The 25,543-nt window shown below is 69.7% G+C and carries 26 protein-coding genes; 16 read left to right on the top strand and 10 right to left on the bottom strand.

What is annotated here, in order from left to right:
• Positions 1-552: 552 nt before the first annotated feature.
• Positions 553-1,836 carry a serine hydroxymethyltransferase gene (gene glyA / locus IC63_RS11960; protein WP_036720686.1) on the bottom strand — a complete coding sequence of 428 codons (1,284 nt, stop codon included), beginning with the start codon at positions 1,834-1,836 and terminating at the stop codon, positions 553-555.
• A gap of 159 nt (positions 1,837-1,995) precedes the next feature.
• On the opposite strand from glyA, the gene IC63_RS11955 reads away from it, so the two are divergent.
• The 5 genes from IC63_RS11955 (at position 1,996) to IC63_RS11935 (ending at position 6,347) form a co-directional block, all read left to right on the top strand.
• Positions 1,996-2,748, top strand: a complete 753-nt coding sequence (locus IC63_RS11955) for an NAD kinase (protein ID WP_036720683.1) — start codon at positions 1,996-1,998, stop codon at positions 2,746-2,748.
• Between the two features lie 12 nt (positions 2,749-2,760).
• Positions 2,761-2,949 carry a hypothetical protein gene (locus IC63_RS11950; protein ID WP_156965460.1) on the top strand — a complete coding sequence of 63 codons (189 nt, stop codon included), beginning with the start codon at positions 2,761-2,763 and terminating at the stop codon, positions 2,947-2,949.
• Positions 2,950-2,986: 37 nt separating this feature from the next.
• Positions 2,987-4,192 carry an MFS transporter gene (locus IC63_RS11945; RefSeq protein WP_036720679.1) on the top strand — a complete coding sequence of 402 codons (1,206 nt, stop codon included), beginning with the start codon at positions 2,987-2,989 and terminating at the stop codon, positions 4,190-4,192.
• Positions 4,193-4,294: 102 nt separating this feature from the next.
• Positions 4,295-5,908: a peptide chain release factor 3 gene (locus tag IC63_RS11940; protein WP_036720677.1), complete on the top strand. Its 1,614-nt coding sequence runs from the start codon at positions 4,295-4,297 to the stop codon at positions 5,906-5,908.
• Positions 5,909-6,011: 103 nt separating this feature from the next.
• Positions 6,012-6,347: a hypothetical protein gene (locus IC63_RS11935; protein ID WP_156965459.1), complete on the top strand. Its 336-nt coding sequence runs from the start codon at positions 6,012-6,014 to the stop codon at positions 6,345-6,347.
• On the opposite strand, the gene IC63_RS11930 is transcribed toward IC63_RS11935, so the two are convergent.
• Entirely contained in the window at positions 6,322-6,744 is a 423-nt protein-coding gene (locus IC63_RS11930; RefSeq protein WP_269634732.1) for an OsmC family protein, read from the bottom strand. The two genes, IC63_RS11935 and IC63_RS11930, sit on opposite strands and share 26 nt — an antisense overlap.
• A 98-nt stretch (positions 6,745-6,842) precedes the next feature.
• Here IC63_RS11930 and IC63_RS11925 point away from each other — a divergent pair, with 98 nt between their 5' ends.
• Entirely contained in the window at positions 6,843-7,727 is an 885-nt protein-coding gene (locus IC63_RS11925) for a DMT family transporter (RefSeq protein WP_036720669.1), read from the top strand.
• A 72-nt stretch (positions 7,728-7,799) separates the two neighbouring features.
• On the opposite strand, the gene IC63_RS11920 is transcribed toward IC63_RS11925, so the two are convergent.
• The gene (locus tag IC63_RS11920; protein ID WP_036720666.1) at positions 7,800-8,990 is read right to left on the bottom strand and encodes a deoxyguanosinetriphosphate triphosphohydrolase; all 1,191 of its coding nucleotides are present in this window, start codon (positions 8,988-8,990) and stop codon (positions 7,800-7,802) included.
• A 74-nt stretch (positions 8,991-9,064) separates the two neighbouring features.
• Between IC63_RS11920 and IC63_RS11915 the strand changes: the two genes are divergently transcribed.
• The 8 genes from IC63_RS11915 (at position 9,065) to glmM (ending at position 18,273) form a co-directional block, all read left to right on the top strand.
• Complete coding sequence (locus IC63_RS11915; RefSeq protein WP_036720665.1) at positions 9,065-9,400, top strand: HesB/IscA family protein; 336 nt, start codon at positions 9,065-9,067, stop codon at positions 9,398-9,400.
• A 3-nt stretch (positions 9,401-9,403) separates the two neighbouring features.
• Positions 9,404-10,675, top strand: coding sequence for a hemolysin family protein (locus tag IC63_RS11910; RefSeq protein WP_036720663.1), 1,272 nt, complete (start codon positions 9,404-9,406; stop codon positions 10,673-10,675).
• A 67-nt stretch (positions 10,676-10,742) separates the two neighbouring features.
• Entirely contained in the window at positions 10,743-11,531 is a 789-nt protein-coding gene (xth, locus tag IC63_RS11905) for an exodeoxyribonuclease III (RefSeq protein ID WP_036720662.1), read from the top strand.
• Positions 11,532-11,589: 58 nt separating this feature from the next.
• A complete protein-coding gene (locus tag IC63_RS11900; RefSeq protein ID WP_052042192.1) occupies positions 11,590-14,166 on the top strand; it encodes a putative PEP-binding protein in 2,577 nt (858 codons plus the stop codon).
• Between the two features lie 225 nt (positions 14,167-14,391).
• Positions 14,392-14,937, top strand: coding sequence for a cell wall hydrolase (locus IC63_RS11895; protein WP_036720692.1), 546 nt, complete (start codon positions 14,392-14,394; stop codon positions 14,935-14,937).
• 76 nt (positions 14,938-15,013) lie between these two features.
• Entirely contained in the window at positions 15,014-15,802 is a 789-nt protein-coding gene (locus IC63_RS11890; RefSeq protein ID WP_036720660.1) for a dihydroneopterin aldolase, read from the top strand.
• Positions 15,803-15,859: 57 nt separating this feature from the next.
• Positions 15,860-16,930, top strand: a complete 1,071-nt coding sequence (gene folP / locus IC63_RS11885; RefSeq protein ID WP_052042191.1) for a dihydropteroate synthase — start codon at positions 15,860-15,862, stop codon at positions 16,928-16,930.
• Positions 16,927-18,273, top strand: a complete 1,347-nt coding sequence (glmM, locus tag IC63_RS11880; protein ID WP_036720659.1) for a phosphoglucosamine mutase — start codon at positions 16,927-16,929, stop codon at positions 18,271-18,273. Before folP ends, glmM begins: the two co-directional genes overlap by 4 nt.
• A gap of 62 nt (positions 18,274-18,335) precedes the next feature.
• Here glmM and IC63_RS11875 read toward each other — a convergent pair whose 3' ends face one another.
• Together IC63_RS11875 and dksA are read right to left on the bottom strand one after the other, a co-directional pair.
• Positions 18,336-19,472 (bottom strand): FAD-dependent oxidoreductase, encoded by a 1,137-nt coding sequence (locus tag IC63_RS11875; protein WP_036720657.1) that lies wholly within the window; start codon positions 19,470-19,472, stop codon positions 18,336-18,338.
• A 94-nt stretch (positions 19,473-19,566) separates the two neighbouring features.
• Positions 19,567-19,989: an RNA polymerase-binding protein DksA gene (gene dksA / locus IC63_RS11870; RefSeq protein ID WP_036720656.1), complete on the bottom strand. Its 423-nt coding sequence runs from the start codon at positions 19,987-19,989 to the stop codon at positions 19,567-19,569.
• A 206-nt stretch (positions 19,990-20,195) separates the two neighbouring features.
• Between dksA and IC63_RS11865 the strand changes: the two genes are divergently transcribed.
• Positions 20,196-21,038, top strand: a complete 843-nt coding sequence (locus tag IC63_RS11865; RefSeq protein WP_036720655.1) for an AAA family ATPase — start codon at positions 20,196-20,198, stop codon at positions 21,036-21,038.
• A gap of 46 nt (positions 21,039-21,084) precedes the next feature.
• Positions 21,085-21,534: a GNAT family N-acetyltransferase gene (locus tag IC63_RS11860; protein ID WP_036720654.1), complete on the top strand. Its 450-nt coding sequence runs from the start codon at positions 21,085-21,087 to the stop codon at positions 21,532-21,534.
• Between the two features lie 3 nt (positions 21,535-21,537).
• On the opposite strand, the gene IC63_RS11855 is transcribed toward IC63_RS11860, so the two are convergent.
• The 5 genes from IC63_RS11855 to odhB all read right to left on the bottom strand — a co-directional run.
• Positions 21,538-22,038, bottom strand: coding sequence for a lytic transglycosylase domain-containing protein (locus IC63_RS11855; protein WP_198026311.1), 501 nt, complete (start codon positions 22,036-22,038; stop codon positions 21,538-21,540).
• Positions 22,039-22,220: 182 nt separating this feature from the next.
• Positions 22,221-23,618, bottom strand: a complete 1,398-nt coding sequence (gene lpdA / locus IC63_RS11850) for a dihydrolipoyl dehydrogenase (RefSeq protein WP_036720652.1) — start codon at positions 23,616-23,618, stop codon at positions 22,221-22,223.
• Between the two features lie 76 nt (positions 23,619-23,694).
• Complete coding sequence (locus IC63_RS11845) at positions 23,695-24,096, bottom strand: MAPEG family protein (protein ID WP_036720651.1); 402 nt, start codon at positions 24,094-24,096, stop codon at positions 23,695-23,697.
• A complete protein-coding gene (locus tag IC63_RS11840; RefSeq protein WP_036720650.1) occupies positions 24,093-24,353 on the bottom strand; it encodes a hypothetical protein in 261 nt (86 codons plus the stop codon). Before IC63_RS11840 ends, IC63_RS11845 begins: the two co-directional genes overlap by 4 nt.
• 439 nt (positions 24,354-24,792) lie before the next feature.
• Positions 24,793-25,543 (bottom strand): 2-oxoglutarate dehydrogenase complex dihydrolipoyllysine-residue succinyltransferase (odhB, locus tag IC63_RS11835; RefSeq protein WP_036720648.1); only part of this gene is annotated, 751 nt, incomplete at its 5' end.

Here is a 25,543-nt window from a genome sequence, read left to right as displayed (position 1 = left end):
CTGTAGGCGATGGGGCGGGGGGCCATGGAAGGACGAGGCGGAGCCTCCGTCGGGGATCGGGCCTCTCCAGGCTGTGGCGGCAGGGCGGTTCCGGCGGGCCCGCGGCGGCGAGCCGCGCCGCGGGCGCCGTGAGTTTGCCGCGGAGGCTTCGGAGGGCGCCTGCATCCTGTCGCGTCGGACGAGGGCATGCATTGAGGCGCCTGGCGTCGGTGTAACCCACCTCCGTCTCCCCGCATCGTCGCCGCAGGCAACAGCGCAGCACATCTTTGCTCGTTGCCCCAGCGAACGGCTCCATCGGCGGGCACCGCCAGCATCAACCCGCCGAACAGCGACGCCCACCCCATCTTGAGCGTGAACATCCCCAGATCGACCAGCCCGCGGGGCAGGCGGGCGTGGGCCCAGTCGCCAAGCCGGCGCTCCAGCCGCCGGGTCTCGCCCAACCGCCCGCCGCGCCGGTCCCCGCTCATCGCGCCCTCCGGGGCAGCATCTTCTGTCCCCAAATATCCCCGCCGGAGGCAAGTTCGGGCAGGGCAGGGACCCGGTGCGGCGCCCTCACATCCCCGCGTAAAGCGGGAAGCGCCGGCACAGCGCCTCGACCTCGGCGCGGACCTTGCCCTCGACCTCGGCATTGCCCTCGTCGCCGTTCGCGGCCAGCCCGTCCACGACCTCGACGATCCAGCGGGCGATCTGGCGGAACTCCGCCTCGCCAAAGCCGCGCGTCGTCCCGGCCGGTGCCCCCAGCCGGATGCCCGAGGTCACGAAGGGCTTTTCGGGGTCGAACGGCACGCCGTTCTTGTTGCAGGTGATGTGCGCGCGCCCCAGTGCCGCCTCGGTCGCCTTGCCGGTCACGCGCTTGGGCCGCAGGTCGGCGAGGCACAGGTGGTTGTCGGTGCCGCCCGACACGATGTCGATGCCGCCCTTCATCAGCTCGTCCGCCATCGCCTGCGCGTTCTTCACGACCTGCGCGGCATAGTCCTTGAAGGACGGGTCCAGCGCCTCGCGGAAGGCCACCGCCTTGGCGGCGATGACGTGCATCAGCGGGCCGCCCTGCAGGCCGGGGAAGACGGCCGAGTTGATCTTCTTGGCGATCTCGGCGTCGTTCGTCAGGATCATGCCGCCGCGCGGGCCGCGCAGCGACTTGTGGGTGGTGGTGGTCACCACATGGGCGTGGGGCAGGGGCGAGGGATGCACGCCGCCCGCAACCAGACCGGCGATATGGGCCATGTCCACCATCAGCCAGGCCCCGACCTCGTCGGCGATCTTGCGGAACTCGGCCCAGTCCCAGACGCGGCTATAGGCGGTGCCGCCGGCCACGATCAGCTTGGGCTTCGATTCGACGGCCTTGCGGCGGATCTCGTCCATGTCGAGCCGCTGGTCCTGCTGGCGCACGCCATAGCTGACCACGTTGAACCACTTGCCGCTCATGTTCACCGGCGAGCCGTGCGTCAGGTGACCGCCCGAGTTCAGGTCCAGCCCCATGAACGTGTCGCCCGGCTGCAGCAGCGCCAGGAACACCGCCTGGTTCATCTGCGACCCCGAGTTCGGCTGCACGTTGGCGAATTCGCAGCCGAACAGTTGCTTCGCACGCTCGATGGCCAGCGTCTCGACGATGTCCACATACTGACAGCCGCCGTAATAGCGCTTGCCCGGATAGCCCTCGGCATATTTGTTCGTCAGGACCGAGCCCTGCGCTTCCAGCACCGCCCGGGACACGATGTTTTCCGACGCGATCAGCTCGATCTCGTCGCGCTGGCGGCCCAGCTCCTTGTCGATGGCATCGGCAATCTGCGGGTCGCGGTCGGCCAGGGCTTGGGTGAAGAAGGCGCTGTCGGTCATGAGGTATCCTCCGGGGGCAGGTCTGGAGGCGGTGTTAGCCGCTTTGCCCGTCCGGTTCCAGAAGTGCGGCGACAGCGGCGTGGCAGAATTGCGTCCCGGGGCGTCCTCCGTCCCCATCCCCGGCCTTGCCATCCCCCGGCCGCGATGCAAGCTGGCGCCATGACCGCGATCCACTTCACCGCCAATGACAGCGAGATCGCGCTGGCTGCCCTGGGGCGGCTGATGGACCGCTATGGGCAGGCGCCGGCCTCGCGCGCCGACGTCATCGTCGCGCTGGGCGGTGACGGCTTCATGCTGTCGGTGCTGCGTCAGAATCTCGGGCGGCCGGTCTATGGGATGAACCGCGGCACGGTGGGTTTCCTGATGAACGACTATGCCGAGGACGACCTGCCGGCCCGCATCTCTGGCGCCGAGGAAACCGTCATCAACCCGCTATCGATGATCGCCGGCACCCCCGACGGGGACGATTACCGGGCGCTCGCCATCAACGAGGTCAGCCTGCTGCGCGCCGGCCCGCAGGCGGCGCGGCTGCGGATCAGCGTCGACGGCCGGGTGCGGATGGAGGAGCTGGTCAGCGACGGCGCCCTGCTGTGCACGCCGGCCGGGTCGACGGCCTACAACTATTCGGCCGGCGGGCCGATCCTGCCGCTGGGGTCGGACGTGCTGGCGCTGACCGCCATCGCCCCGTTCCGCCCCCGCCGCTGGCGCGGGGCGATCCTGCCCAAGGGCGCGGTGGTGCGGTTCGACGTGCTGGACCCGCGCAAGCGCCCGGTCATGGCCGACGCCGATTCGCGGCAGGTGGACAGCGTGCTGTGGGTGGAAATCCGGTCCGAGCCGCGGATCGCCCACCGCATCCTCTTCGACCGCGGCCACGGCATGGACGAACGGCTGATGCGCGAGCAGTTCGTGTGACCCGTGGAGGGCGTGTGGGGGCTCGTCCTCGGCTTCCTGTCGATGCTGGCCGATCTGGTCCGGGGGCGGCTGCCGCGCGAGCCATACGGCGTGGCGGTGCTGGTGATCCTCGGGCTGGCCGCTGGCTTTGCCCTGGTGGTGACCGTGGGTGTGCGGATCGACGGCTGGCTGACCCGATGGATCGCCGGGGCCATCCCCTGAGCCTCTCCCCAGCCGCCCACCCGCCCACGGGGACCGCGTGACCGCCGGCGCGCCCCGTATCCTCGGGCTCGGCCCGGTCGCGGCGATCTCGGTCGCGCAGCTGTTCGGGACCTCGCTGTGGTTCAGCGCCAACAGCGCCGCCGACGGGCTGATGCGCGACTGGGGCGCGACGCCGGCCGATATCGGCGCGCTGACCAACGCTGTGCAGGCGGGGTTCATCATCGGCACGCTCGCCCTGTCGCTCAGCGGCCTTGCTGACCGGCTGCGAGCGAGCGCGCTGTTCGTCTGCTCGGCCCTGCTGGGGGCGGCGGCGAATGCGGGCTTCGCCTGGCTCGCCCATGGGGTCGGAGCGGGCATCGCCCTGCGCTTCGTGGTCGGGCTGGCGTTGGCCGGCATCTATCCGATCGGCATGAAGCTGGTGGTGTCCTGGGCGCCGCAGCGCACCGGGGCGGCGCTGGCGGTGCTGGTGTCGATGCTGGTGCTGGGCACCGGCCTGCCGCATCTCTTGCGCTGGGGCGGCAGCGCGCTGCCCTGGCAATGGATCGTCACCGCCTCGTCGGCGCTCGCGTTGGCCGGCGCGGCGCTGGTCGCGGGGCTGGGCGACGGCCCGCATCTGCTCCGCCGCCCGGCGCGAGCGCCCGGAACTGCCCCGGTCTCGGCCCTGTCGGCCTTCCGCCTGCCGCGCTTTCGCGCCGCCGCCCTGGGCTATTTCGGCCATATGTGGGAGGTCTATGCGCTGTGGACGCTGGCCCCCCTGCTGGTCGCCGCGACCGGCATCTCGGCGCGCTTCCCCTGGGCCGGCCCCTACGGGCTGTCCTTCGCCATCATCGGCATGGGCGCGCTGGGCTGCCTGATCGGCGGCCGGCTGTCGGACCGGCTCGGCAGCGAGCGGGTGGCCTTGGCGGCGCTGACGACCTCTGGCCTGTGCGCGCTTATCTTCGCGCTGTTCCACGGCGTCCTGCCGGCCGCGGCGCTGCTGCCGCTGATGCTGCTGTGGGGCGCTTCGGTGGCGCCGGATTCGCCGCAATTCTCGGCTCTGTCGGCCGATGCCTGCCCGCGCGAGGCGATCGGCGGGGCGCTGGCGATCCAGAACGCGGTCGGCTTTGCGATCTCGATGGTCTCGATCGGCGCCGCCACCGCGCTGTTCGGGCGGATCGGGCCGGATGCGGTCTGGCTACTGCTGCCCGGCCCGGCGCTGGGGCTGGCGGCGTATGTCCTGACCCGCCGCCGCGCCGGGTGGTGACGCGGGCGCCGTTGCCCCGGCGCGGTTGCCCTGACGCGGTTGCCCTGACGCCGTTGCCCTGACGCCGTTGCCCTGACGCCATCGCCGCGCTAAACGCCGCCCATGCTGGACAACGCCCCCATTCTGCCGCCCGAAATCGCCCACCCTGAGATTGGGAGGCGCCGGACCTTCGCGATCATCGCCCACCCCGACGCCGGAAAGACCACGCTGACGGAGAAATTCCTGCTGTTCGGCGGCGCGATCCAGATGGCGGGGCAGGTCCGCGCCAAGGGCGAGGCGCGGCGCACCCGGTCCGACTTCATGAAGCTGGAACAGGACCGCGGCATCTCGGTGTCGGCCTCGGCGATGAGCTTCGATTTCGGGCCCTACCGCTTCAACCTCGTGGACACGCCCGGCCACTCGGACTTCTCCGAGGACACCTATCGCACGCTGACGGCGGTCGATGCCGCGATCATGGTGATCGACGGGGCCAAGGGGGTGGAAAGCCAGACCCGCAAGCTGTTCGAGGTCTGCCGGATGCGCGACCTGCCGATCCTGACCTTCTGCAACAAGATGGACCGCGAAAGCCGCGACACCTTCGAGATCATCGACGAGATCCAGGAAAACCTCGCCATCGACGTGGCGCCGGCGTCCTGGCCGATCGGGTCGGGGCGCGACTTCATCGGCTGCTACGACCTGCTGCACGACCGGCTGGAGCTGATGGACCGCGCCGACCGCAACCGGGTGGCCGAGACGGTCCAGATCAGCGGGCTGGACGACCAGCGGCTCGCCCAGCACATCCCGGCCGACCAGCTGGACAAGCTGCGCGAGGACATCGAGATGGCGCGCGAGCTGTTGCCCGCCTTCGACCGCAAGTCGTTCCTGGAAGGCCACCTGACCCCGATCTGGTTCGGCAGCGCGATCAACAGCTTTGGCGTCAAGGAGCTCATGGCCGGCATCGGCGAGTTCGGCCCCCAGCCGCAGCCGCAGACCGCCGCCGAGCGCCAGATCTCGCCCGACGAGGACAAGGTGGCGGGCTTCGTCTTCAAGGTGCAGGCCAACATGGACCCCAAGCACCGCGACCGGGTGGCCTTTGTGCGCCTTGCCTCGGGGCATTTCGAACGCGGCATGAAGCTGCTGCACGTGCGGTCCAAGAAGCCGATGGCGGTGTCTAACCCGGTGCTGTTTCTCGCCGCCGACCGCGAGCTGGCCGAGGAAGCCTGGGCCGGCGACATCATCGGCATCCCCAACCACGGCCAGCTGCGCATCGGCGACGCCCTGACCGAGGGCGAGGCGCTGCGCTTCACCGGCATCCCGTCCTTTGCGCCCGAGCTGCTGCAGAACGTGCGCGCAGGCGACCCGATGAAGGCCAAGCACCTGGAAAAGGCGCTGATGCAGTTCGCCGAGGAAGGCGCCGCCAAGGTGTTCCGCCCGATGATCGGGTCGGGCTTCATCGTCGGCGTCGTCGGTGCGTTGCAGTTCGACGTGCTGGCCAGCCGGATCGAGCAGGAATACGGCCTGCCGGTCCGCTTCGAGCCGTCGCAGTTCACCTCGGCCCGCTGGCTGTCGGGGCCGAAAGAAGCCGTCGAGAAGTTCGCGCAGGTGAACAAGCAGCACATGGCAACCGATAACGACGGCGATCTGGTCTATCTGACCCGGCTGCAATGGGACATCGACCGGGTGGTGCGCGACCATCCCGAACTGAAGCTGACCGCCACGAAAGAGATGATGGTCTGAGGGCAACCGATCCTTAACGGTTCATCCCGCAATCTCCGTCCAAAGCAGAACAGAGATTCGTATGGCACGTCCGATGTCGGCCTGTCCCCTGTGCAGGCATCCGGTGTCCTACCATGCAGCGTTGGTCGATCATGGCGGAACCGCGTTTCCCTTGCTGGTGGCGGGCTGGCGCGGGGCGGCGCTGGTGCTGCTGGCGATCAACGCCCTGCTGCTGTGGCGGCTGGCCGGTGTCGCTGACGGTTGGGGCAACGGGTGGCTCGCCGTCATCGCGGCGCTGGAACTGCTGGCCGCGGCCCTCGGTGCCCGCTGCTTGTGGGCCGCGGGTCCCGGTGACATCGACGCGGCATCCGGCGCGCGCTCGGGGCTGGGCGCGCCGGACGGCCTGTCCGATGCGCCCGTCTCTGCCCTCGCGGTCAGGCGATCTTCGCGTCCATCGTGATCTCGGCGTTCAGGACCTTGCTGACCGGACACCCGGCCTTGGCCTTTTCCGCCGCCTCGAGCATCTTGGCCTCGTCGCCCTGACCGGAAATCCGGGTCGTCAGCTTGATGGTCTTGATGGCGAAGCCGTCGCCCTCCTTGTCCAGCGAGACGTCCGAGTGGGTGTCGATCGCGATGTTGGTGATCCCCGCCTCGCCCAGCAGCTTGGACAGCGCCATGCTGAAGCAGGCGGCGTGCGCGGCGCCGATCAACTCTTCGGGGTTGGTGCCCTTGCCGCCCTCGAAGCGGGTGTTGAAGCCATAGGGCACCGAGGACATCACGCCGGATTCGGTCGAAACCTCGCCGCGCCCGTCCTTGATGCCGCCCTGCCATTTTGCGGTTCCGGTCTTGGTGATCATCATCGTCCTCCTCCTTGTGATGGGTTCAGACCGAACGCGGCTGGCATTGAAGCGGTTCAACGCCGCGGTTAGCACGCCCCCAACGGGGAGTGTTTTCGATGCCGATCCATGAACTTGCAGCCTTGGGCGCCGCGATCTGCTGGGCCGTCACCGGCCTTCTGTCAGCGGGGCCGGTGGCGGCGCTGGGCCCGTTCGGCTTCAACCTGATCCGGCAGGGGATCGTGGTGGCGATGCTGGCGGTGCTGGTCGCGGCGACCGGGCGCTGGCGGGGGCTGGACCCGGCATTGCTGCCGCCGCTGCTGTGGTCGGGGCTGATCGGCATCTTCCTCGGCGACACGCTGCTGTTCTTTGCCCTCCGCCGCCTTGGCCCCCGCCGGACCGGAGCGCTGTTCGCGATGAACGCGCCGATGGCCGCGCTGCTGGGCTGGGCGGTGCTGGGCGAGGCGCTGTCATGGCAGGGTGCCGCGGGCGTCGCGCTGTGTTCGGCGGGGGTGGCGATCTGCGTGCTGGGCCGCGGCGGCGTGAACCGCTTCGATACGGTGCAGGGCCATCTCGGGGCCGGAGTCGCCCTCGGCCTGCTGGCGGCGCTCGGGCAGGCGGTCGGCTCGCTGATCGCCCGGCCGGCGATGGCAGCGGGGATGGACCCGATGACCGGCTCGCTGATCCGGGTCGCGGTCGCGGTGGCCTGCCTCGCGGCGCTGATGGCAACGCGGCTGCCCGTCACCCGCATCACCGGCCGCCCGACCGCGCCGATTCTTGGCCAGGTCGCGCTGTCGGGGTTCCTGGCGATGGTCGTCGGCATGACGCTGCTGCTGTTCGCGCTACAGGGCGGCAAGGTCGGGATCGTCTCGACCCTGTCGGCGCTGTCCCCGGTCGCGATCCTGCCGGTGCTGTGGGCGGTGACCGGCGAACGCCCCAGCGCCGCCAGCTGGGTCGGCGCCCTCATCGCCGTCACCGGAATGGCGCTGATCTTTCTGCGGTGAGCTCCCCAAGCTTCTTCTTTGCCCAAATATCCCCGCCGGAGGCTCCGGCCGCCCCGCCAGGACCGGGGGTGGCTAGGGTTGCGCCGCAGCGCCACGCAGCCCCGTCAACCGCCCGTATTCCGAAATCGCGAACCGATCCGTCATCCCGGCGACATAATCCAGCACCACCCGCGCCCGCCGGGTGGTGTCCAAGGCAGCGGCCATCTCGTCCTGCCATTCGGCGGGCATCAGCCGCGGGTCGTCCATCAGCATCGGGAACAGCGTGTTCAGCATCGCGGTGACGCTGGCGCGTTCCTCCATCACCGTTTCCGCGCGGTACATGCGGGTGAACAGGAAGCCCTTGATCGCCTTGAGGTTCTGATACAGCGGCTTGGAAAACCGGATCACCGGGCCGTCCATCGCGCGGATCGCCTCGGCGTTCGCGGGGCGCGCCGCCGCGAGCCGGCCTTGCGCGACGGCGATCACGTCCTCGACCATCGCGCCAAAGACCCGCCGCAGCCCCTCGTGGCGGCGGCGGCCGGGGTCGAGCCCCGGATGCCGGCGGTCGACCTCGGCAAAGGCGGGGCCGACCAGCGGCAATTCGGCGAGGTCGGCCTCGGTGAACAGCCCAGCGCGCAGCCCGTCATGCAGGTCGTGATGGTTATAGGCGATGTCGTCGGCCACCGCCGCGACCTGCGCCTCGGCGCTGGCAAAGGAATCCAGCCGCAGGTCCCAGGCCGCGTTCACCTCGGCCAGCGCCCAGGGGTAGGGGGCCGCGACCGGGCCGTTGTGCTTGGCGATCCCCTCCAGCGTCTCCCAGGTCAGGTTCAGCCCGTCGAAGCCGGCATAGTGGCGTTCCAGCCGGGTCACGATCCGCAGCGCCTGGGCGTTGTGGTCGAAGCCGCCATAGGGCGCCATCAGCGCAGCCAGCGCGTCCTCGCCGGTATGGCCGAAGGGCGGGTGCCCCAGGTCGTGGGCCAGCGCCACCGCCTCGGCCAGGTCGGTGTCCAGCCCCAGCACCCCGGCGATGGTGCGGGCGACCTGCGCGACCTCGATCGTGTGGGTCAGGCGGGTGCGGAAATAGTCGCCGCGCCAGGCGTCGCCGTCATGTTCCACGAAGACCTGGGTCTTGTGCTTCAGCCGCCGGAACGCCGAGGAATGGATGATCCGGTCGCGGTCGCGCTGCCACGGGCTGCGAAAGGTCGACAGCTCCTCGGCATGCAGCCGGCCGCGGCTGTCCGCCGGATGACAGGCATAGGGGGCGGTTCCTGGGGCGCGGGCCATCCGGGGCGGGTTCCTTGCGAGCGTGCTGCCGCGACCCTATAGTCTGTCCACATGCCACGAAACGGGAACGCCCCATGAACCTGCCCCCCAAGGTCACGCCCCGCGCCTTTGCCCGGCTGGCCGAAATCAACGACGCCGCGCCGGATGGCCGGCCGGGGCAGGCGCTGCGGGTGGCCGTGGCCGGGGGCGGCTGTTCGGGGTTTCAGTACGATATCCGCATGGACGACGCGGCCGAGGACGATCTCGTGCTCGAGGCCGGGGGCCAGCGGGTGCTCGTCGACCCTGTCTCGCTGCCGTTCCTGGCCGGGGCGACCATCGACTGGTCGGACGAGCTGATCGGCGCCCGCTTTACCATCGACAATCCCAACGCCAGCTCGTCCTGCGGCTGCGGCACCTCATTTTCCATCTGACCGATGATCCTTGAAATCCTGCTGATCCTCGTCCTGACCGTGGTCAACGGCCTGCTGTCGATGTCCGAACTCGCGGTGGTGTCCTCGCGCCCGGCGCGGTTGGCGAGCATGGCCGAAAAGGGTGATCACGGCGCCCAGGTCGCGCTGGACCTGCTGGACCACCCTGGAAAGTTCCTGTCCTCGGTGCAGATCGGGATCACCCTGGTCGGCGTGCTGACCGGCGCCGTGTCGGGGGCGACGCTGGGCGTGCGGGCCGGATCGGCGCTGGTGGCGCTGGGGGTGCCCTATGGGCTGGCGCAGACGCTGGGCGTGTTCCTGGTCGTCGCCGCCATCACCGCGCTGTCGGTCATCATCGGCGAGCTGGTGCCCAAGCAGATCGCCATGTCCAACCCCGAAGGGATCGCCGCGCGGGTCGCGCCCTCGATGCGGATGGTGGCGCGGACAGGGACGCCGCTGGTCTGGCTGCTGGACACGACCGCGCGGCTGGTCCTGCGCCTGATCGGCATCCGCGACGGGTCCGACCGGTCGATCACCGACGAAGAGGTGCGGATGACCATCGCCGAGGCGACCCAGGCCGGCGTTCTCATGGAAGGCGAGCGCGGCATGATTGCAGGCGTCATGCGGGTGGCCGACCGCACCGCCGCCGCGATGATGACCCCGCGCCGCGACGTCGAGACGGTGGACGTGAACGACCCGCCCGCGGTGGTGACTGAAAAGGCCCGCGCCGCGCGGTTTTCCCGGATGCCGGTCACCGAGGGCTCGGCCGACGAGATCCTGGGCGTGATCGCTCTGCGCGACCTGATCGGGGTCGAGCGGCCCGATCTCAAGGCGCTGATGCGCGAGGCGCCGACCGTGCTGGACGCCGCCGATGCGCTGTCGGTGATCGAGGTGATGCGGAAGACGCCCTCGCGCATGGTGCTGGTCTATGACGAATACGGGCATTTCCAGGGCATCATCACCGCCATGGACCTGCTTGAGGCGATCACCGGCGACTTCATGGACCCCGAGGGCGAGGACCCCGACATCGTGCGCCGCGCCGACGGGTCGTGGCTGGTCGCGGGCAGCGAAAGCGCCGACGAATTCGCCGGCGAGACCGGCTTCCCGGTGCCCGAGGGCGACTTCCACACCGTGGCCGGCATGGTGCTGGCGATCATCAACCGGATCCCGCGGACCGGCGACAGCTTCACCCATGACGGCTGGACGGTCGAGATCGCCGACATGGACGCGATGCGCATCGACCGGCTGATCGTGACCGCGCCGGCAGCAGAGGGTTGAGACGACGGACCGGGGCTCTGCCCCGGACCCCGGGATATCTGGGACCGCCCGAAGCACGGGAGCGCGCATGAAGATCGCCAGTTTCAACATCAACGGCATCAAGGCCCGGATCGGCCAGCTGACCGCCTGGCTGTCCGAGGCGCAGCCCGACGTGGTGGTGCTGCAGGAAATCAAGACCGTCGACGAGGGCTTTCCGGCCGAGTTGATCGAGGACCTGGGCTGGAAGGTCTGGACCCACGGCCAGAAAAGCTGGAACGGCGTCGCTGTCCTGTCGCGCCTGCCTGTCGAGGAGATCCGCCGCGGCCTGCCCGGCGACGACGCCGACGAACAGGCCCGGTATATCGAGGCGGTGGTGATGGGCGATCGCCACGCGGTCACCGTCGCCGGGCTGTATCTGCCCAACGGCAACCCGGCGCCGGGGCCGAAATACGACTACAAGCTGGCGTGGATGGACCGGCTGCGGCAGCGCGGCGCCGAATTGCTGGCGACCGAGCAGCCGGTGGTGATGCTGGGCGACTACAATGTCATCCCGGAACCGCGCGACGCGGCGCGGCCGGAAAACTGGGTGGATGACGCGCTGTTCCTGCCCGAAAGCCGCGCCGCCTTCCGCCGGATCGTCAACCAGGGCTGGACCGACGCGATCCGGGTGACCGACCCGCACGCGACCCGCGGGCCGTTCACCTTCTGGGACTATCAGCGCCAGGCCTGGGAGCGCGATAACGGCATCCGCATCGACCACCTGCTGCTGTCGCCGCAGGCCGCCGACCTGATGCGCGGCGCCGGCATCGACCGCGACCAGCGCGCCGGGGTGAAGCCCAGCGATCATGTCCCGGTCTGGGTCGACCTCGCCGCGTGATCCCCCGGCATTTCGCTGTTGCCGCATGGCGCGCGCGGGGCGTAGGGTCGCGGGGAAAATGGACCAGGCTCCCACCCCCGCCCCGATCGTCGAGATCGCGCCGGCCGCCGCCGTCGACACGGTGACGCATGGCTGGCGCGCCAAGTGCCTGCAGCGGCTGATCCGCATGCAGCTGCCGGTGCCGCGCAGCTTTGCCATCCCCGCCGCGACCGTTCGGGCGATCGCGGGGGGGCGGCTGCCCGGCGCCGACGAGCTGCGGCGGCTGATCGACGCCTCGAGCGGGCTGGTCGGCGTGCGGCCCTCGGCGATGAACCCGGAATGGGGCGGCCCGGGGACGGTCCTGAACGTGGGCATGAACGCCGCCTGTCACGACCGGCTGACCGGGACCTTGGGGGCGGAAGCCGCGGACGCGCTGTATCGCGGCTTCGTGCAGTCCTATGCGATCCACGTCGCGCGGCTGGACCCCGACATGTTCAGCGACCCGGCTGCCTCGCTGGCCGAGGTGCTGGACGCCTATCAGGACGAGACCGACGAGGAATTCCCGCAGGACCCCGCGCTGCAGCTGGCCGAGGTGCTACGGTCGATGGCGCGGGCCTGGGACGGCCCGACCGCGCGGCTGCTGCGCCAGGCCAAGGGCGCGCCCGCGGATGCCGCGCTGGGGCTGGTGGTGCAGGACATGGCGCTGGCGCTGGGGCCGGGGGTCACCGGTTCGGGGACCATCCAGTTCATCGACAGCGTCACCGGCACGCCGCGCATCACCGGGCGGTTCCGGGGCCAGACCCAAGGGCGGGCGATCGGGCGCGACGCGGAATCGATCTTTCTGACCCGCGACCCGCGCGGCCCCTCGCTGGAGGAAGCCGCGCCCGGCGTCTTTGCCGACCTGGTCCGCTTCGGCGTCGCCGCCCGCGAGCGGCTGCGCGAGGAGATGCAGATCGAGTTCGTCGTGACCGACGGCCGGCTGTCGATCATCGACGCGGTGCGGGTCCAGCGGTCGTCCCGCGCTGCCGTCCGCATTGCCGTCGCGCTGGCCCATGACGGGATCATCCCGCCCGACGAGGCGCTGATGCGCGTCCAGCCGCGGGCGCTGTCGGACTTGCTGCATCACCAGGTCGACCCCCGCGCGCCGCGCGATCTCATCACCCGCGGCATGGCCGCCAGCCCCGGCGCGGCGACCGGCCGCGTCGTCTTTACCGCCGCCGCCGCCCAGGCCGCCGCCGCGCGTGGCGAGTCGGTCGTGCTGGTCCGGCGCGAGACGCTGCCCGAGGATATCCGCGGCATGCACGCCTCGGCCGGGGTGCTGACCGAACGCGGGGGCATGTCCAGCCACGCCGCGGTGATCGCGCGCGGCCTGGGGCTGCCCTGCATCGTCGGCGCCTCGGGCCTGCAGATCGACACCCGCGCCCGGCTCATGCGGGCCGGCGGCCGCATTTTCCGCGAGGGGGAGGACATCACCATCGACGGCACCTCGGGCGAGGTGCTGGCGGGCGCCGCCGAGATGCTGGAACCGGCGCTGGACGACAGCTTCGCGCAGCTGCTCGACTGGGCCGACGAGGCGCGCGGCATGGGCGTGCGCGCCAATGCCGACACGCCCGAGGACGCCCGCACCGCGCGCATGTTCGGCGCCCAGGGCATCGGCCTCTGCCGTACCGAGCACATGTTCTTCGACGACACCCGGCTGCCGGCGATGCGCGAGATGATCTTCGCCGACCGCCCCGAGGATCGCCGCGTCGCGCTGGAACGGCTGCTGCCGATGCAGCGCGACGACTTCACCACGCTGTTCCGGATCATGGACGGCTATCCGGTCACCATCCGGCTGTTCGACCCGCCGCTGCACGAATTCCTGCCCCATGACCGCGAGGGGATGCGCGAGCTCGCGGAATCGCTCGACCTGCCGCTGTCGGACGTGGTCCGCCGGGTCGAGGCGCTGACCGAATACAACCCGATGCTGGGGATGCGCGGGGTGCGGTTGGGCATCACCATGCCGGAAATCTATGAAATGCAGGCCCGCGCCATCTTCGAGGCCGCGGTCCGGGCCGGGGCCGAAGGCCAGGGCGTGGTCCCCGAAATCATGATCCCGCTGGTCAGCGCCCGGCGCGAGGTCGAACTCGTCCGCCACCGGATCGAGGGCGTCGCCGCCGCCGTCCGGGCCGAGACGCGATCCGCCTTCGCCTATCGGCTGGGGGTCATGGTCGAAACCCCGCGCGCCGCGCTGCGGGCCGGCGACATCGCCGAACATTGCAGCTTCCTGTCCTTCGGCACCAACGACCTGACGCAGATGACCTATGGCCTGTCGCGTGACGATGCGGCCCGCTTCATCGGCAGCTATGTGGCGCAGGGGGTCTATGCCGAGGATCCGTTCCACATCCTCGACATGGAGGGCGTGGGCGAGCTGATGCTGATCGGGGCCGAACGGGCCCGCGCGCAGAACCCCGGGATCACCGTGTCGCTGTGCGGCGAACACGGTGGCAACCCGGAATCCATCGCCTTCTGCCAGCAGGCGGGGCTTGACTATGTAAGTTGCTCGCCGTTTCGCGTTCCGGTTGCAAGATTGGCCGCGGCACAGCAGGCTCTGATCCAGAATCGGGCCGAATCGGCGCTTGCCGGGGGTGGCGGGAAACCGACACCGCTGGCCTGACGGCAGGTCGGATACCCGGCGCAAAATCGCGAAACCTCGCCGAGATGGCGGAAACGGGTCGGCGGGAACCCGCCGGAATCGGCCCATTCACCCCGGGGTTCCCGCGTTAACCTTTTCGTGGGCTAGTCACACAGGCGCCCAGCGCCCATCCCCATTTCCGATCCGGTGTGTCGCTGCTGCCACAGCGTCCGCCACCAAAGAAAAATGGAACAGGACAACCCTAACATGACCAAGCTGCTGAAACGGCTGGCGCATATCAGTGTGTGTGTCGCGCTGGCCCTTCCCGTGGTCCCGAGCCTTGCAAACGCCGAAACCGCGCGCACGGTTTCCACCGGCGGTCCGGAAAGACTGTATCAGGCCAGGACCGGCCGCACCTCCAGCGGGTCGGCGCTGAAATGCCTCACCGAAGCGCTGTATTTCGAAGCCCGCGGGGAATCGGTCAAGGGCCAGCGTGCCGTGGCCGAGGTCATCATGAACCGCGTCGACCACCCCGCCTTCCCGAAATCGGTCTGCAGCGTCGTCAACCAGCGCGGCCAGTTCAGCTACAAGGGCGGCAGCCTGCGGATGCGCGACCGCGCCGCGGCCAACCGCGCCCTGCGGATCGCCGAAGAGGTCCTGGCCGGAGCCCCGCGCAGCCTGACCAACGGCGCGACCTATTTCCACACCACCGGCGTGCGTCCCTCGTGGTCCAAGCGGTTCACCCGCACGACCCGGATCGGCAGCCACATCTTCTATCGCCGCGGCGGCTCCCAGCGCGTCGCCTCGAACTGAGCCGCGCCACCGCGCTTCCAGCTGACGGCACGGCCCCGCCCTTGCGGCGGGGCCGTCTTCGTTCCAGAGGGGGCGCATGGACAAGCCCGACCGCATCCACCTGCGCGACTACGTCATCCCGGCCGAGATCGGCGCGTTCCAAAGCGAACGCGGCCGCCTGCAGCGGCTGCGCTTTACCGTCGAGACGGAACTCGCCCGCCCCGTGGTCGGCGCGGACGACCACGTCGACCGCATCCTCAGCTATGACGTGCTGACCGCCGCCGTGCAGGACGGCTTGGCCGACCGCCGCTATGACCTGCTGGAGACGCTGGCCGAGCGGATCGCGGCCCAGATCCTCGATCACCCGATGGCGGCCGAGGTGTCCGTCACGATCGAAAAGCTGGATCGCGGTCCGGGCGCGCTGGGGGTGACGCTGGTGCGCCGCCAGGGCCGCGTGGCGGCCGCCGCGGAAACGGTGCGGCCGCGGGTGATGTTCTGGGGCCGCGAAGCGGCGGTCCCGCAAGGGGCGGTCGCCATCGTGCCCGACGCCCCGCATCTGCCGCTGCCGCAGGGCGGCGACGGGCGGCGGATTGCCCTGCTGGCGCTGGACCAGGCGGCCTGGGCGCTGGCCGGGCAGCTGGGGCTTGGCATCGCGGACAGCCGGACCGAGCTGGACTGGGCCGCCGCGAACGGGCTTGCCGTGGTCTGGGCGCCGGCCCGGATGATCGCCGATACGCCCAACGTCCCGGCCAACCCGCACGAGCTGACCTTCTGGCTGGCCGACCGTCTGGATGCCGAAGCCATCCTTTGGGCGATGCCCGAAGGCATCCCGCATCCGCCGGCACCGGCAGGGTTCCGCATCCCCTCGGATCGCGCCCCCGGCTGAGCCTTGCGGGACGCGCTCCCGCAAGGCATCCTGCCCATCTCGAATATCTCGTGCACCATGCCCGCCACCCACTATTTCCGCCCCATCCCCCAGCCTGACGGCGGCCGCTGGCGCCTCGCCGGCGGCTGGGTCGGGTTTTCCCGGCTCGAGCGTCTGTCCCGCGACGCCCCGCCCGTGATCGTCGAGGAGGCGCCGCCCGAGATCATCGCCGCCCTGACCGCGCCCCGCGCGCCGGTCCTGGGGCTGGCGATGGACGCGCCGCGGATCATGGGGATCGTCAACGTCACCCCCGACAGCTTTTCGGATGGCGGCCGCTGGGACGCCGATGGCGGGCTGGCGCAGGGCCGTGCCCTGATCGACGCCGGGGCCGACATGCTGGACATCGGCGGCGAATCCACCCGCCCGGGCGCGGCCGAGGTTTCCGTCGCCGACGAGATGGCGCGCGTCCGGCCGGCGATCGAGGCGCTGGGCGATCGGATCCCCGTCTCGGTCGACACCCGCAAGGCCAGCGTCGCGCGGGCGGCGGTCGGCGCCGGGGCAGGGATGGTCAACGACGTGTCGGGGCTCGATTTCGATCCCGGCATGGCGGCCGCCGTGGTCGATACGAGCGCGGCCATCTGCATCATGCACGCGCAGGGCGTTCCCGAGACGATGCAGGACGACCCGCGCTATGGCGACGTGCTGCTGGACGTCTATGACGCACTGGCCGACCGGATCGCCCGGGCCGAGGCGGCGGGCATCCCGCGCGACCGCATCGTGATCGACCCCGGCATCGGCTTTGGCAAGACCGGCGACCACAACCTGGCGATCCTGCGCCGCATCAGCCTGTTCCACGCGCTGGGCGTGCCGGTGCTGCTGGGGGTGTCGCGCAAGCGCTTCATCGGCACGCTCGCCGGGGTGGACCAGCCCGACCGGCGCGATCCCGGCACGCTGGCGCTGACCCTGGCCGCGGTCGCGCAGGGCATCCAGATCCACCGGGTCCACGACGTGGCGGGGATACGACAGGGTTTGACGTTGTGGCGGGCTGCACAAGAGGGATCGCGGCAGGCCGCACAAGACATCGCGTGGCAGGCCGCACAAGAACAACCGGGGTCGCGGCAGGCGACCGAACGAGGATACGGGGCATGAGCAGGAAGTTCTTTGGCACGGACGGCGTCCGCGGGCGCGCCAACACCCACCCGATGACCGCCGAGCTGGCGCTGCGGCTTGGGGCCGCGGCGGGGCGCTATTTCCGCCGCGACGGGTCGAACGGGCACCGCGTGGTGATCGGCAAGGACACCCGGCTGTCGGGCTACATGCTGGAAAACGCGCTGACTGCAGGCCTGACCAGCACGGGGATGAACGTGCTGCTGCTGGGGCCGGTGCCGACCCCGGCGGTGGGTTTCCTGACCCGGTCCATGCGGGCCGACCTGGGCATCATGATCTCGGCCAGCCACAACCCGGCCGAGGATAACGGCATCAAGTTCTTCGGCCCCGACGGCTTCAAGCTGTCCGACGAGGCCGAGATGGAGATCGAGGCGATCCTCGACGGCGACATCCAGCTGGCCCAGCCGCAGAACATCGGCCGCGCCAAGCGGATCGACGATGGCCGCGGGCGCTATGTCGAATACGCCAAGACCACCTTTCCGCCGGGCCAGCGGCTGGACGGGCTCAAGGTGGTGATCGACTGCGCCAACGGTGCCGCCTATCGGGCCGCCCCCGACGTGCTGTGGGAGCTGGGCGCCGAGGTCATTGCGCTGGGCGTCGAGCCGGACGGGTTCAACATCAACGAGGGCGTCGGCTCGACCCATCCCGAGGCCGCGGCGCAGGCGGTGCGCGACCACGGCGCGCATCTGGGCATCAGCCTCGACGGCGACGCCGACCGGGTGATGATCATCGACGAAACCGGCGCGGTGGCCGATGGCGACCAGATCATGGCGCTGCTGGCCGGGCGCTGGGCCGATGCCGGCCGCCTGCGCGGCGGCGCCCTGGTCGCCACGGTGATGTCGAACCTGGGGCTGGAACGCTATCTGCACGGGCGCGGGCTGCGGCTGGAACGCACCGCGGTGGGCGACCGCTACGTGGTGGAGCGGATGCGCGGCCAGGGCTTCAACCTGGGCGGCGAGCAGTCGGGGCACATCGTGATGACCGACTATGCCACCACCGGCGACGGGCTGATCGCGGGGCTGCAGTTCCTCGCCGCGCTGGCCGACAGCGGCCGCCCGGCCAGCGAGCTGGTGCGCCAGTTTACCCCGGTCCCGCAGATGCTGAAGAACGTGCGCTACCGCGCCGGCGCCGATCCGCTGGGCGCCGACGCCGTCAAGGCCGAGATCGCTGCGGCCGAGGCACGGCTCGCCTCGTCGGGCCGGGTCCTGATCCGCAAGTCGGGCACCGAGCCGCTGATCCGGGTCATGGCCGAGGCCGAGGACGAGGCGACCCTGCGCGAGGTCGTGGACGGCATCGTCGCGGCGGTGGAAAAGGCCGCGGCCTGAGCGGCGGCGCCGGACCGGGGCTCTGCCCCGGACCCCAAGGATACTTGGGACCGCCCGAGTTGTCAGGAGACCGCCGTCGGGTCGAAGTCATAGACCCAGGCGAAGCGTTCGAAGACGGCGCGCGGGGCAATGCGGTTGGCGGTCTTCAGCGCGGCGTGGCCCAGCAGGCGGCGCGGGCCGGACAGGTGATAGTTGCGCGCGTTGGCGGTCGCGGCCTCCACGATCCGCACGCAGCGGTCGCGGCGCAGCGCCTGATAGCGGGCGAGCGCGCGGGGCTGGTCGCCGTCGGCATCCAGACAGGCGGCGAGCGTCCACGCATCCTCGATCGCCATGCACGCCCCCTGGGCGAGGAACGGCAGCGTCGGATGCGCCGCATCGCCCAGGATGGCGCGGCGGTCATCGTGCCAGCGTTCGGCGACGCGGTGGCGGTGCAGCCCCCAGATCGCGCAGTCCGTCACCTGCGCGAGCCAGCCGGGGACCGGCCCGCCAAAGCCCGCAAAAGCGCGGCGCAGGTTGCCCGGGTCGTCGGCATGGGACCAGCCCTCGGCGGTCCAGCCCGAGCGCTCCTCGACGGCGACGATGTTGCGCAGGCCGCGGGCGAGCGGGTAGCTGACCAGGTGCCGCCCCGGCCCCATGAAGACCTGGGCGCCCGGTTCGGCGTCCGGCGCCAGCGGCACCAGCGCCCTCCACGCGGCCTGGCCGGTGAAGAACGGCGTCTCGGGGCCGTTCAGCGCGGACCGCACCCTGCTGTGCAGCCCGTCGGCGCCGATCAGCAGGGGGGCGTCCGGGAGGGTTTCGACGGGATGCTCCAGCCGGATCTCGACCCCTGCCTCGCGCGCGGCAGAGTCCAGCAGCTCGATCATGCGGGCGCGGTGTATGGTGCGAAAATCTTGGCCGGGACGAAGCCCTTCCATGTCCATGCGCAGCACCGGCGCGCCGTGCTGGTCGCGCAGCGTGACCGTCGGATTCGGCGCGGACACGGCGCGAAAGCGCTCGGCCAGGCCCAGCGCGGACAGGACCCGCGCGGCGTTGGGGCTGATCTGGATGCCGGCGCCGACCTCGCGGAATTGGCCCGCGCGTTCCAGCACCGTGACCCGCGCGCCGCGCTGCGCCAGCGCCAGGGCCGCGGTCAGCCCGCCGATACCGCCGCCGACGATGGTGACATGGCGGGCGTGCAGGGCATGGTCGGTGCGGGTCATGGCGCGACGCTAGCCCGGCCGGTTCGCCGTCGGCAAGCGACGCGACGTCGCAGAAGCAGGCCGGGTCCGCGCAAGCTCACGGACCCCGAGGGCCTCAGTCCTCGCGGTGCACCCGCTCGCGGCGTTCGTGCTTTTCCTGCGCCTCGAGCGTCATCGTGGCGATGGGGCGCGCGTCCAGCCGGCGCAGGCTGATCGGCTCTCCGGTCATCTCGCAATAGCCGTAGTCGCCGGTGTCGATGCGGCGCAGGGCGGCGTCGATCTTGCTGACCAGCTTGCGCTGGCGGTCGCGGGTCCGCAGCTCGATGGCGCGGTCGGTTTCCTCGGATGCGCGGTCGGCGATGTCGGGGACGTTGCGGCCGCTGTCCTGCAGGCCCTCCAGCGTCTCGGCCGACTGGTCCAGCAGCTCCTGCTTCCAGGCCACCAGCTTGCGGCGGAAATATTCCAGCTGGCGGTCGTTCATGAACGGCTCGTCCTCGGCGGGACGATATTCTTCGGGCAGGAAAGTTTGCGGCTTCATCTTTTCTCCCGCAGGGCAAGGGCGGCCCCGCTTCCCGGCCGTCCCCATAAGGGATGATGGCGGGGTTGTCACGCCCCCAACGCCACCCGCGGCGCACACAAAACCGCGCACCTCCGGGCGCCGGCGTCCCGGATCGGCGCTGGCGGCTTGCGGCGATGGCGGGGGGCCTCTAAGTCTCGGCCCAGCCTAGCCCCGGAGACCGGATCATGCGCTTTTCCTCGACCGAGACCTATGTCGCCCCGCCCGACCTGGCGCTGGCCGTCAACGCCGCGGTGACGCTGGAACGGCCGCTGCTGGTCAAAGGCGAGCCGGGCACCGGCAAGACCGAACTGGCGCGCCAGGTGGCCGCCAGCCTTGGCTTGCCGATCATCGAATGGAACGTGAAGTCCACCACCAAGGCGCAGCAGGGGCTGTATGAATACGACGCCGTCAGCCGCCTGCGCGACAGCCAGCTGGGCGACGCGCGGGTCCACGACATCGGCAACTATATCCGCAAGGGCAAGCTGTGGCAGGCCTTCGCGGCGCCCGGCAAGGTCGTGCTGCTGATCGACGAGATCGACAAGGCCGACATCGAGTTCCCGAACGACCTGCTGCAGGAACTCGACCGGATGGAGTTTCACGTCTACGAGACCGGCGAGACGGTGGTGGCCGCCCATCGCCCGGTGGTCATCGTGACCTCGAACAACGAGAAGGAGCTGCCCGACGCCTTCCTGCGCCGCTGTTTCTTCCACTATATCCGCTTCCCCGACGCCGAGACGCTGAAGCAGATCGTCGCCGTCCATTACCCGGGCCTCAAGCCGCGCCTGCTGGACGAGGCGCTGACCCAGTTCTTCGAGCTGCGCGAGGCGCCGGGGCTGAAGAAAAAGCCCTCGACCAGCGAGCTGCTCGACTGGCTCAAGCTGATCCTGGCCGAGGATCTGTCGCCCGAGGACCTCAAGCGCCCGGCCGGCGAGATGCTGCCGCGCCTGCACGGCGCGCTGCTGAAGAACGAACAGGACGTGGCCCTGTTCGAGCGGCTGGCCTTCATGGCGAGGCGTCAGGGGCGCTAGACCCCGGGCCACCCGGCGACAGGCCCCCCGTCGAAAGGACCGCCCGATGACCCTCGCCATCCGTCCCCTGCGACCCGGCGACCGCGATCCGTGGCAGCGTCTCTATGACGGCTATCACCGCTTCTACGACCGGCCCGATCTGCCGGCCGCGTTCTTCGACGCGGCCTTTGCCCGGCTGATGTCCGGGGATGCGCGCGACTTTCATGGGCTGGTGGCCGAGGCGGACGGCCACCTGCTGGGGCTGACGCACTACGTCTTTCACCCCAATTTGTGGCGGCCCGAGGGCGTCTGCTACCTGCAGGACCTGTTCACCGCGCCCGAGGCGCGGGGCCAGGGCGTCGCCCGCGCGCTGATCAAGGGCGTCTATGCCGCCGCCGATGCGGCCGGCGTGCCCGCGGTCTACTGGCTGACGGCCGAGACCAATTATCCCGGCCGGATGCTGTATGACCGCGTCGCGGTGAAATCGCCCTTCATCCGCTATAACCGGGCGCCGTGAGGATCAGCGCAGCCCGGTGGCCTTCAGCAGGCCCTTGCGCTTGGCCTCGTAGTAATAGCCGCGCGAATACCATTTTACGGAATCGTCATGGTCGCCACCGGCCACCATATAGGCGCCGCGCAGGTACTTGACGCCGTATTTCAGGTTCGTTTCCGCATCCAGCAGCCCGTTGGCCGAGCCTTTGTAGCCCATCCCGCGCGCCGTCGCCGGCAGGATCTGCATCAGCCCGTAATAGGGGCCGTTCCGCGCCCCCGGACGATGGCGGCTTTCGCGGATCACCACGCGATGCACCAGGTCCTCGGGGACGTCATACATCGCCGCGTATTTCCGGATCAGCGCCCGCAGTTCCGGCGTCTCGTTCGGATGCAGCGCGGACTGGCTGGCGCGCGGCTCGACCAGATAGCGGCGGTCGTGGTCGATCTGGCGATCGGTCAGCCCGCAGGCCGACAGCGCCACGGCTGCAGCCAGCGCGAGCATCGGCGCCCGGCGTTTCAGGATGTTCATCTGCCCCTCAGCGTGTTTTTTCGTTGTGTTTGGCGCGACGATAGCACGCGCCCGAGCCGCGACAAAAAGGCCCCGCGTGTCCGCAGGGCCCGTCGGCAAGAAAACGCCGATCTTCTTTTTTGCCTGAATATCCCCGCCGGAGGCTCCGGCAGGGACGCAAGTGCGGAAAGTTCAGACGGGGCTCAGACGTGGATCGCCCCGTCGCCGCAGGCCAGCGCCGCCTCGCGCACCGCCTCGGACACGGTCGGGTGGGCATGGCAGGTCAGCGCCACGTCCTGCGCCGCCGCGCCGAATTCCATCGCCACGCAGATCTCGTGGATCATCTCGCCCGCGCCGGGGCCGATGATGTGGCAGCCGAGGATGCGGTCGGTCTCGGCATCGGCGATCAGCTTCACGAACCCCTCGCCCTGCAGCATCGCCTTGGCCCGCGCGTTCCCCAACAGGGGGAACTTGCCGACCTTGACCTTGCGGCCGGTGGCCTTGGCGGCCTCCTCGGTCAGCCCGACCGAGGCGACCTCGGGGGTGGTGTAGATCACGCCGGGGATCACGTCGTAATTCACGTGGCCATGCTTGCCGGCGATGACTTCGGCCACCGCCATGCCCTCGTCCTCGGCCTTGTGGGCCAGCATTGGGCCCGGCACTGCGTCGCCGATCGCATAGATGCCGGGGACGTTCGTGGCCCAATGGTCGTCGACGGCGATCTGGCCGCGCTCGGTCAGCTGCACGCCCAACGCATCGAGCCCAAGCCCGTCATGGAACGGCCGGCGGCCCGTGGCGACCAGCACCACGTCTGCCTCGATCGTCTGCGCGTCGCCGCCCTTCCTGTGCGCGTAGCTCACCCGGGCAGGCCCGGTTTCCGAGGTCTCGACCCCCGACACAGCGGCGCCGAGGACGAAGTTCATCCCCTGCTTGGTCAGCAGCTTCTGGAACTGCTTCTGCACCTCGGCGTCCATGCCGGGGGTGATCGCGTCCAGATATTCGACCACCGTGACCTGAGTGCCCAGCCGGTTGTAGACCGACCCGAGTTCCAGCCCGATGACGCCCGCGCCGATCACGACCATCGTTCTGGGAATCGCCGGCAGGTCCAGTGCGCCAGTGGAATCGACCACCACGCCGCCGGCATTGTCGACCTCGACCCCCTTCAGCGCCGAGGCGATCGAGCCCGAGGCGACGACGATGTTCTTCGTCTCGTGTTCCGTGTCGCCGACCTTGACCTTGCCGGGCGCGGTGATCTCGGCCCAGCCCTTGAGCCAGTCGATCTTGTTCTTCTTGAACAGGAACTCGATGCCCTTGGTGTTGGTGGCGACGGTTTCGGCCTTGTAGGACTGCATCCGCGACCAGTCGATGTCGGCATGGGCGTTCATCAGGCCGAGGGTGGCGAAGTTCTCGTGCATCTCGTGCGCCATGTGGCTGGCGTGCAGCAGCGCCTTGGACGGGATGCAGCCGACGTTGAGGCAGGTGCCGCCCAGCGTCTCGCGCCCCTCGACGCAGGCGACTTTCAGCCCCAGCTGGGCCGCGCGGATGGCGCAGACATACCCGCCGGGTCCGGCGCCGATCACGATCAGGTCATACATGGTCAACTCGTCCTTTTCTTGGCGGTCGGGCCGGCGGCTTCGCGCCGCCGGACCCCCGCGGGATATTTTCGCAAAGAAGAAATCAGAACAGCGCGGCCAGGATCATCACCATGGTTGCGAGGAAGCCGACGCCGAAGATGATCGAGCGGCCGGGGGACCAGCCGAGCGCATAGGCCGGGACATAAAGCACCCGCGCGGCGAGGTAGGCCCAGGCGCAGGCGGCGGTCAGCGTCCCGTTCGACCCGGTGAACTGCACCAGCACAACGGCGATGATGAAGAAGACCAGCGCCTCGAAATGGTTGTCCACCGCCCGGCGCAGGCGGCCGGTGAGGTCCGAGAACTGCGGCTTGCTGTCTCGCGGGCCGGCGTTCCATTTCGACAGCCCGTCGCGGTTCATCGACCACGCCGCCAGCCCGATCTGCCCCGCCTGCAGGATCGCAGCGAGGCCGAGCGCTGTCAGTTCGGGCGTGGGCGCAACACTCATGCGGTCTGGACCACGTGGAATTCGGCGGCGGTCACGCCGGCGCGGCTGTTGAACACCTGCGCGGCGCCGTCGAGATAGGCCAGCGCTCGCTTGCCGTCGGCGATCTGGTACAGCACCCAGACCCGGGCGTTGCCCTCGCGCCAGATCTGCAGGACCGATAGCGAGGCATTGCCGCGATCCTCGGAGTCATTGTCGAACTCGGCCCGGAACTGGGCGTAGTCGGCGATGTCGTAGCGGGCGATGAGCTGGTTGGTCATGGGTATCTCCTGCGAGGTTGAGTGGTGGGCTGTTAGGTAACAACTACTCCGCGAACGATGGTAGCTACCCCTCCCAAAAAGCTTAGAAACGACACTGCCGAAACAGAGAGAGAAATCGGAACATACCAGCCATCGGTAGACCTAGGCTCACCAACGTAGGGACTCACTGACTGGGACACGATATAGGTATATGACAATACCAGAAACGTGCACAGCAAGCCGAACAGAAAAAGCGACATGGCAATTTTCAGATCGTGTAGTGGCACCATGAACTTTGATTGAGCTGCGGCATTTCCAATGAAGGTTAGGAGGACCACGAAAGCACCGCTGTTTAGCGTAACAAGGGTTCGGAGCACGATCAGTCCGACTTCTCGCACGGACTGAATTCCAGCCTCGTAGTACTCTAAACGAACGGTCCTATCGAAATCCTCCTGATCCATCACAGATCCATCAGCAGCCGACGCGGGTCCTCCAGCGCCTCTTTCACGCGCACGAGGAACGTCACCGCGCCCTTTCCGTCCACGATCCGGTGGTCGTAGCTCAGCGCCAGATACATCATCGGGCGGATGACGATCTCGCCGCCGACCACGACCGGTCGGTCCTGGATCTTGTGCATCCCGAGGATCCCCGACTGCGGCGGGTTCAGGATCGGCGAGGACATCAGCGAGCCATAGACCCCGCCGTTCGAGATGGTGAAGGTGCCGCCCTGCATGTCGGCCATGGTCAGCTTGCCGTCGCGGGCGCGGGTGCCCAGCTCGGCGATCTCTTTCTCGATCTGGGCAAAGGACTTCTGGTCGGCGTCGCGGACGACCGGGACCACCAGGCCCGTGGGCGTGCCCACGGCCACGCCCATGTGGACGAAGTTCTTGTAGACCACGTCGCCGCCGTCGATCTCGGCGTTGACCTCGGGCACCTCTTTCAGCGCGTGGCAGCAGGCCTTCACGAAGAAGGACATGAAGCCGAGCTTGACCTTGTGCTTCTTCTCGAAGGCGTCCTTGTAGGCGTTGCGCAGGTCCATGATGCCGCTCATGTCCACCTCGTTATAGGTGGTCAGCATCGCCGCGGTGTTCTGCGCGTCCTTCAGGCGGCGGGCGATGGTGGCGCGCAGGCGGGTCATCTTGACGCGCTCTTCGCGGCGGGCGTCTTCGGCCGACGAGGGCGCGCGCGGGGCCTGCGCCGGGGCAGGGGCC

The sequence above is a fragment of the Paracoccus sphaerophysae genome (assembly GCF_000763805.1).
Lineage (GTDB): Bacteria > Pseudomonadota > Alphaproteobacteria > Rhodobacterales > Rhodobacteraceae > Paracoccus > Paracoccus sphaerophysae.
Note: the sequence above shows the minus strand (reverse complement) of the source record. Positions and strands in the feature narration are given on the sequence as shown.

Excerpts from the sequence above, each read along its gene's own strand:
- glyA (WP_036720686.1), bottom strand. The coding sequence starts at position 1,836 with ATGACCGACAGCGCCTTCTTCACCCAAGCCCTGGCCGACCGCGACCCG.
- IC63_RS11940 (WP_036720677.1), top strand. The coding sequence starts at position 4,295 with ATGCTGGACAACGCCCCCATTCTGCCGCCCGAAATCGCCCACCCTGAG.
- IC63_RS11920 (WP_036720666.1), bottom strand. The coding sequence starts at position 8,990 with ATGGCCCGCGCCCCAGGAACCGCCCCCTATGCCTGTCATCCGGCGGAC.
- IC63_RS11955 (WP_036720683.1), top strand. The coding sequence starts at position 1,996 with ATGACCGCGATCCACTTCACCGCCAATGACAGCGAGATCGCGCTGGCT.
- folP (WP_052042191.1), top strand. The coding sequence starts at position 15,860 with ATGCCCGCCACCCACTATTTCCGCCCCATCCCCCAGCCTGACGGCGGC.
- dksA (WP_036720656.1), bottom strand. The coding sequence starts at position 19,989 with ATGAAGCCGCAAACTTTCCTGCCCGAAGAATATCGTCCCGCCGAGGAC.
- IC63_RS11875 (WP_036720657.1), bottom strand. The coding sequence starts at position 19,472 with ATGACCCGCACCGACCATGCCCTGCACGCCCGCCATGTCACCATCGTC.
- IC63_RS11925 (WP_036720669.1), top strand. The coding sequence starts at position 6,843 with ATGCCGATCCATGAACTTGCAGCCTTGGGCGCCGCGATCTGCTGGGCC.
- IC63_RS11860 (WP_036720654.1), top strand. The coding sequence starts at position 21,085 with ATGACCCTCGCCATCCGTCCCCTGCGACCCGGCGACCGCGATCCGTGG.
- xth (WP_036720662.1), top strand. The coding sequence starts at position 10,743 with ATGAAGATCGCCAGTTTCAACATCAACGGCATCAAGGCCCGGATCGGC.
- IC63_RS11900 (WP_052042192.1), top strand. The coding sequence starts at position 11,590 with ATGGACCAGGCTCCCACCCCCGCCCCGATCGTCGAGATCGCGCCGGCC.
- IC63_RS11840 (WP_036720650.1), bottom strand. The coding sequence starts at position 24,353 with ATGACCAACCAGCTCATCGCCCGCTACGACATCGCCGACTACGCCCAG.
- IC63_RS11865 (WP_036720655.1), top strand. The coding sequence starts at position 20,196 with ATGCGCTTTTCCTCGACCGAGACCTATGTCGCCCCGCCCGACCTGGCG.
- IC63_RS11895 (WP_036720692.1), top strand. The coding sequence starts at position 14,392 with ATGACCAAGCTGCTGAAACGGCTGGCGCATATCAGTGTGTGTGTCGCG.
- IC63_RS11910 (WP_036720663.1), top strand. The coding sequence starts at position 9,404 with ATGATCCTTGAAATCCTGCTGATCCTCGTCCTGACCGTGGTCAACGGC.
- IC63_RS11930 (WP_269634732.1), bottom strand. The coding sequence starts at position 6,744 with ATGATCACCAAGACCGGAACCGCAAAATGGCAGGGCGGCATCAAGGAC.
- IC63_RS11890 (WP_036720660.1), top strand. The coding sequence starts at position 15,014 with ATGGACAAGCCCGACCGCATCCACCTGCGCGACTACGTCATCCCGGCC.
- glmM (WP_036720659.1), top strand. The coding sequence starts at position 16,927 with ATGAGCAGGAAGTTCTTTGGCACGGACGGCGTCCGCGGGCGCGCCAAC.
- IC63_RS11855 (WP_198026311.1), bottom strand. The coding sequence starts at position 22,038 with ATGAACATCCTGAAACGCCGGGCGCCGATGCTCGCGCTGGCTGCAGCC.
- IC63_RS11845 (WP_036720651.1), bottom strand. The coding sequence starts at position 24,096 with ATGAGTGTTGCGCCCACGCCCGAACTGACAGCGCTCGGCCTCGCTGCG.
- IC63_RS11915 (WP_036720665.1), top strand. The coding sequence starts at position 9,065 with ATGAACCTGCCCCCCAAGGTCACGCCCCGCGCCTTTGCCCGGCTGGCC.